This is a genomic window from Klebsiella sp. 4_1_44FAA, from assembly GCF_000238715.1.
Classification (GTDB): domain Bacteria; phylum Pseudomonadota; class Gammaproteobacteria; order Enterobacterales; family Enterobacteriaceae; genus Klebsiella; species Klebsiella pneumoniae.
The window spans coordinates 320,174-326,628 of sequence record NZ_JH414799.1 but is presented as its reverse complement, the minus strand read 5'-3'; the positions used below and the strand labels follow the sequence as shown (position 1 = coordinate 326,628).

The 6,455-nt window shown below is 59.0% G+C and carries 5 protein-coding genes; 1 reads left to right on the top strand and 4 read right to left on the bottom strand.

Features of this window, described 5'->3' with window-relative positions; translation table 11 throughout:
* Positions 1 to 624 precede the first annotated feature (624 nt).
* Genes HMPREF1024_RS18820 through iolE form a run of 3 tightly spaced genes read right to left on the bottom strand, consistent with a single transcriptional unit; the run spans position 625 to position 3,755 of the window.
* Positions 625 to 1,656: a Gfo/Idh/MocA family protein gene (locus HMPREF1024_RS18820; protein ID WP_009308074.1), complete on the bottom strand. Its 1,032-nt coding sequence runs from the start codon at positions 1,654 to 1,656 to the stop codon at positions 625 to 627.
* Between the two features lie 9 nt (positions 1,657 to 1,665).
* Positions 1,666 to 2,838: a Gfo/Idh/MocA family protein gene (locus HMPREF1024_RS18825; protein WP_004142667.1), complete on the bottom strand. Its 1,173-nt coding sequence runs from the start codon at positions 2,836 to 2,838 to the stop codon at positions 1,666 to 1,668.
* Complete coding sequence (iolE, locus tag HMPREF1024_RS18830) at positions 2,835 to 3,755, bottom strand: myo-inosose-2 dehydratase (RefSeq protein WP_002892496.1); 921 nt, start codon at positions 3,753 to 3,755, stop codon at positions 2,835 to 2,837. Before iolE ends, HMPREF1024_RS18825 begins: the two co-directional genes overlap by 4 nt.
* A 571-nt stretch (positions 3,756 to 4,326) precedes the next feature.
* Between iolE and HMPREF1024_RS18835 the strand changes: the two genes are divergently transcribed.
* On the top strand, positions 4,327 to 4,752 hold the full coding sequence (locus HMPREF1024_RS18835; protein ID WP_009308073.1) for a hypothetical protein: 426 nt from the start codon (positions 4,327 to 4,329) through the stop codon (positions 4,750 to 4,752).
* 76 nt (positions 4,753 to 4,828) lie between these two features.
* Here HMPREF1024_RS18835 and lysS read toward each other — a convergent pair whose 3' ends face one another.
* Positions 4,829 to 6,346: a lysine--tRNA ligase gene (gene lysS / locus HMPREF1024_RS18840; RefSeq protein WP_002892491.1), complete on the bottom strand. Its 1,518-nt coding sequence runs from the start codon at positions 6,344 to 6,346 to the stop codon at positions 4,829 to 4,831.
* Positions 6,347 to 6,455 lie beyond the last annotated feature (109 nt).

Below are 6,455 nucleotides of genomic sequence, written 5' to 3'. Positions count from 1 at the left end.
TGCCGGGCGGCGGCAACGCCTTGCCCGGCCTACATAACACAGGCATTAATCTGATTTAATATCAAAACGGTTGCAGTAAAAATCGGTAGGCCCCGTGCAAGCGCAGCGCCGCCGGGCAAGAACAGCGGGCGCGGAGCCGTTTTATGCCGGGCGGCGGCGATGCCTTGCCCGGCCTACATAACACAGGCATTAATACGATTTAATATCAAACGGTTGCAGTAAAATCGTAGGCCCGTGCAAGCGCAGCGCCGCCGGGCAAGAACAGCGGGCGCGGAGCCGTTTTATGCCGGGCGGCGGCGCCGCCTTGCCCGGCCTACATAACACAGGCATTAATCTGATTTAATATCAAACGGTTGCAGTGAAATCGTAGGCCCGTGCAAGCGCAGCGCCGCCGGGCAAGAACAGCCGACGCGGAGCCGTTTTATGCCGGGCGGCGGCGTCGCCTTGCTCGGCCTACATAACACAGGCACTAATCTGATTTAATATCAAACGGTTGCATAGATATCCCAGGCCCGTGCAAGCACAGCGCCGCCGGGCAACAGACATCAGGCATCGTACGCGTCCTTTTGCCGGGCAATGGCAGATACGCTCGCGCTATCTGCAAACCAATGCCCGGCCGGCTCCTTAGCGTTCTTCGTTAAACACCGCGCCCACCTGGCGCCGCACCTCATCCATCACCTGCAGATTCTGCAGCACCCGACTGAGCGGCCGCAGCGGCGAGTCCTGCAACCCCTGCCCGATGCACCAGGCAAAATGCTCCGCCTGCCAGAACAGCTGGTCGTAACGATTGCGCGGCTCTTCCCAGCGCAGCACCTGCCCGCCCTGGCTGGCGGCGAGCGTGAAGCCGCCGGGGGCGTAAAACTGGCCGTCGATCGTCAGGGTCGCCTGGCGTCCGGCCACCACCGCCCCGCCCGGCGTGTTGCTGAACAAAGTGGTGTTTAACAACCCCTGCATCCCGTTCTGCCAGCTAAACAGCATCGACGTCTGACCGTTAAGCCCCTCCGCCGTGGCGCTGCCGCGGGCGACAATCTCCTGCGGCATGCCACCCACCATCAGCGCAAACGAGGTCACATAGCTGCCGAGGTCCATCATCGGCCCGCCGGCAAGATCGGCATTGAAGATGCGGTGCTCGGGGGTGAAATACTCGCCGTGATCGGCCAGCAGGGTATGCAGGTCGCCGAGCGCCCCATCCTCCAGCAGCTGGCGGATCACATCATATTTCGGCGCGTAATCGCACCACATTGCCTCCAGCGCCAGCTTCTCCTGGCGGGCGGCTTCGGCCTGCAGCTCACGCCCTTCGCCGAGGTTGAGGGCGAAGGGTTTCTCTATCAGCACGTGTTTGCCCGCCTTCAGCGCCTGCATGCCGTCGGGAAAGTGATGGTTGTGCGGCGTCGCAATATACACCGCATCAATATCCGGACGCGCCAGCATCTCCTCCACCTGGCCGTAAGCCTGGGGGATCCCCCATTCCGCGGCCACCCGGTCGGCCTTCGCCTGGCTGCGGGAAACCACCGCCACCACCTGCTGCCGGCTGTAGGTTTTCAATGAGTGCACAAAGCGCTCGGCGATCCAGCCAGGACCGATAATGCCCCAGCGCAGGATGGGAATGCTCTGCGCCGCCGGGCGGCGCGGGGTTGGTAAGTGTGACGGAAACATAGCGGCTCCTTAGTCTTTAACCACGTTCACCCAGCGACGGCTGGCCATCGAGGCTTCAATCGCCGACAGCACGCGCTGATTCTGCAAACCAAATTCAAAGTTGGGATAGCAGTCGCCCTCCCCGCAAATCCCCTGCACCAGGTCATGCACTTCGATCACCTTGACGTCAAAATAGCCCAGCCCGCCGCCGCCAAAATCGAAGCCGAAGAAGCCGGCATAGGCCGGGATCTGGCTCCCGGCATACAGCGTCTTAAAGCCGCGGTCATGTTTGTCATCGTTGAAGCGATAGACCTGCAGCTCGTTAAAGCGCTCCCCATCCATATACAGCGTGCCTTCGGTGCCGGAGACCTCCCAGAACACGCCGAAGATCCGACCGGCGGCGATGCGCGAGGCCTCAATCACCCCCGCGGCGCCGCTGTCGAAATTGACCAGGCACTGAACCTGATCGTCATTTTCCACTTCCCGCCACTCGGCATCGGCCGCGACCCGGCTGGCATACCCGGCATCGGTCTGCGGCACCGGACGCTGGCGCAGGCAGGTTTGCGCGCTGGCGGTCACTTCACGGATCCCGCCCAGCAAAAACTGGGCGACGGACAGGGTATGGGCGCCGAGGTCGCCAAGCGCCCCGCTGCCGCCGAGGGTTTTCGAGCAGCGCCAGGACCAGGGCAGGTTCGGGTCGTTATAAAACCCCTGATCAAAGGTGCCGCGAAAGCGCACCGGTTCGCCAATATCTCCCCGGGCGATAATCTGCTTTGCCAGCAGCGCCGCCGGCGTTTTGATGTTGTTAAAGGCCACCATGGTCTTCACCCCCGCGCGCCGTGCCGCCTGCGCCATCTCCTGCGCCTGCTGCTCATTGACCGCCAGCGGCTTCTCGCAATAGACATGTTTACCCGCCGCGATCGCCGCCATCGCCATTGTGTAGTGCAGATGGTTCGGCGAGGTGATATCCACCACATCAACCTGCGGATCGTTTACCAGCTCGCGCCAGTCGCCGTAGGCCTTTTCCGCCCCCAGTTTCGCCGCGTGGCGTTCGGCCATCGCCTGATCCTGATCCGCCAGCGCGTAGAGATGCGGGCGCTTGGGCAGATCGGGATAGAACATCGCCGCGCGACGGTAAGCGTCAGCGTGTGCCTGCCCCATAAAACCTGAGCCGATAAGGCCAATATTTAACCGCGCGCTCATGATGCGTACTCCTCTGACGATGAAGGGGAAGATAAATGGTGCGCCAGCCAGGCATAGGCGCGGCTGGCGGTGGCCAGCGGCGGCGCCATCGCCGGGTCCTGCTCGGCTTCGATAATCAGCCAGCCGCGGTAGTCGCTGTCCCGGACAAAGTCGAGGATCGGCGCATAGTCGATGCAGCCGTCGCCTGGGATGGTAAACAGCCCGGCGCGCACCGCCTCGTTAAAGCTCAGGTTTTCCCGATACAGACGCCCCAGCACCTGCGGACGCACGTCTTTCAGATGCAGATGGCGGATACGGTGGCCATATTTGTGCAGTACGCGCGGGATCTCGACCCCGGCGACAAAGGCGTGCCCGGTATCAAACGCCAGCCCGACGTTGTCATGGGTGTGAGACAGAAACCGCTCCAGCTCGTCATCGTGCTCCACCAGCATCATCAGATGATGGTGATAGGCCAGCTGGAGGTCATAGTCGCGCAGCAACAGGTCAGCAAAGGTATTCAGCTTGTGGCAATACGCCGCAAGGCTGACGCGGCTTAACGGCGGCGAGAGCGAAATAGGCTCATCAAGCGGGGTTTCACCTGGCAGTTGCCCGCATTCGCCGTAAACCATCACCTTCGCGCCGAGCTGCCGGAGGAGCTGGGCGTGCTCCCGCACCGCCTCCAGCTCCGCTTCCACGCTGCGGTCGGCCAGCATGCCGCTGTACCAGCCGGACGCCAGGCGCAGGTCAGCCGCCGCCAGCAGCGGGCCCAGGGTTGATGCCTGGCGGGGAAATTTCCGTCCTAACTCAATGCCCTGATAGCCCGCCTCCCGCGCCTCGCGCAGGCAGGTATCCAGGGGAATATCACCGCCTAAATCCTCGAGTACATCGTTGGTCCAGCACAGGGGGCTCACGCCCCACCGCAGTTGCTCTGTCGCCATCTTGTTCTCCTTTCCACCCTGTGGTCTTGTCTGGCGTCACTATAAGCAGGTGACGACCGACGATGAAAACGGAGAAATGATGGAAATCCATCATTGCGCTGGCGGTATATTCGCTATTTCAGGTAACCCTGAAAAATAAATGGAAATAATGCTTGCCGCCGGCTTATTTTGCGGATAAAAATTACTGGCTTAATAACCCGCTTCAGAGGTTATCCCTTTCATTCGAAATATGATGATAGCAATATGAAAAAAACTCAACACCGCACCAGCGCGGGCTTTTGCCGTGCGCCAAGGACAGGCCTGCTATTATTTGCCTGAATGACACATAGCCGCTTTTAAAACATCAAATAATTAACATTCTCTCTGCAATAATATGACAAGCTGTGGGAAGGTTGGCTTGCGAAATAAGCATGAAACTTTGATGCTTTACTAATAAATAACTCCAGAGCCTCTTGCTAATTACTTATCAGGACTGGTTGGGTTATTTTATTCTGACGCCAACGGGAGAATACACCAACGTGTATCCCTCTCTCTGGCCCGGCACGCCGCTATCGCGATGAGAAACAATAAGATGAATAAGAACTGGCTTTTCACCACCCTCACCCTGGCGCTGGTCGCCGCCGCGCCGGCCCACGCCATTAGCGCGAAATACCGGGAACAGCTTGAACGTTCCGGCTGCACGCAGTTGACCGACGGGATCACCTGCGATATTCATAAAACCAAAGCCGAGAATGCCGCCGCCGCGCAGCAGGCCGACAGCGGCTTCGGCCCCTGGGTGGGCACCTGGTATGTTTATACGGAGTATGGCGATAAAATTGATGAGATTACCGTCACCGCTAAAACGGTGAAAACCCGCGGCCATCTGGTCGAGGAGGCGAAAGCCAGCCAGGGTAAACTGACCTTCCGGGTGAAAAGCTCAGCCTTTACGCTGAACGACGCCTTTAACGGCGTATGGGCAAACGGCAGCCAGCGCGGCACGTTGCAAAAAGTCCTGTAATAACATCGCTCTGCCGACAGGCCGGGGATAATGCAGGGAGAACCTCCCGGCGCAGGCCGGGAGGGAGTGCAACGGATTACTTCTGCGGACGCATGGCCGGGAAGAGGATCACGTCGCGGATGGTATGGCTGTTGGTAAACAGCATCACCATGCGGTCGATACCGATACCCAGACCGGCGGTCGGCGGTAGGCCGTACTCGAGGGCGGTCACGTAGTCTTCGTCGTAGAACATCGCTTCGTCATCGCCCGCCGCTTTGGCGTTCACCTGATCCTGGAAGCGCTGCGCCTGGTCTTCGGCATCGTTCAGCTCGCTGAAACCGTTACCGATTTCGCGGCCGCCGATGAAGAATTCAAAGCGGTCAGTGATTTCCGGGTTGACGTCGTTACGGCGCGCCAGCGGAGAAACTTCCGCCGGGTATTCGGTGATGAAGGTCGGCTGAATCAGATGCGCTTCCGCCACTTCGTCAAAGATTTCGGTAACTATGCGTCCCAGCCCCCAGCTTTTCTCTACCTGAATACCGATAGATTCCGCCAGCGCTTTCGCCGCGTCGAAGTTATCCAGATCCGCCATGTTGGTTTCCGGACGGTGTTTCTTGATCGCTTCCCGCATGGTCAGTTTTTCAAACGGCTTGCCGAAATCAAACACCTGGTCGCCATACGGCACTTCGGTTTTGCCCAGCACCGTCTGCGCCAGGGTGCGGAACAGCGACTCGGTCAGTTCGATCAGGTCTTTGTAGTCCGCATACGCCATATACAGTTCCATCATGGTGAACTCTGGGTTATGGCGTACCGAGATCCCTTCGTTGCGGAAGTTACGGTTGATTTCAAACACGCGTTCAAAACCGCCAACCACCAGACGTTTCAGATACAGTTCCGGCGCGATGCGCAGGTACATATCCAGATCCAGGGCGTTGTGATGGGTAATGAACGGACGGGCTGACGCACCGCCAGGGATCACCTGCATCATCGGCGTTTCGACTTCCATAAAGCCGCGGGCCACCATGAACTGGCGCATGGTGGCGAGGATCTGCGAACGGATACGGAACGTATGACGCGACTCTTCGTTGGCGATCAGATCCAGATAGCGCTGGCGATAGCGAACTTCCTGATCCTGCAGGCCGTGGAATTTATCCGGCAGCGGGCGCAGGGCTTTGGTCAGCAGGCGCAGCTCGGTGCAGTGGATCGAGAGTTCGCCGGTTTGCGTTTTGAACAGCTTGCCGCGGGCGGCGATGATATCGCCGAGGTCCCATTTCTTAAACTGTTCGTTGTAGACGCCTTCCGGCAGGTCATCGCGCGCCACGTACAGCTGAATGCGGCCGCCGACGTCCTGGAGGGTGACGAAGGAGGCTTTGCCCATCACGCGACGGGTCATCATCCGACCAGCCACCGCAACTTCAACGTTCAGGGAAGCGAGTTCATCGTTGTCCTTCGCATCGAATTCAGCATGCAATTGGTCAGAGGTATGGTCGCGACGGAAATCGTTGGGGAAAGCTACGCCCTGCTCACGCAGCGCAGCCAGTTTTTCGCGACGAGCTTTCAGTTCATTATTAAGGTCAATGGCCTCATCGGCACCTTGTGCTTGTTGTTCAGACATATGGATTCCTCATAACCTTGCTTTCAAACTAGCTTCGATAAATTGAACCAGGTCACCCTTCCGCGCGGCCTGTCTCTGGGAAGACACCAGAGCACAATCTTAACGATCC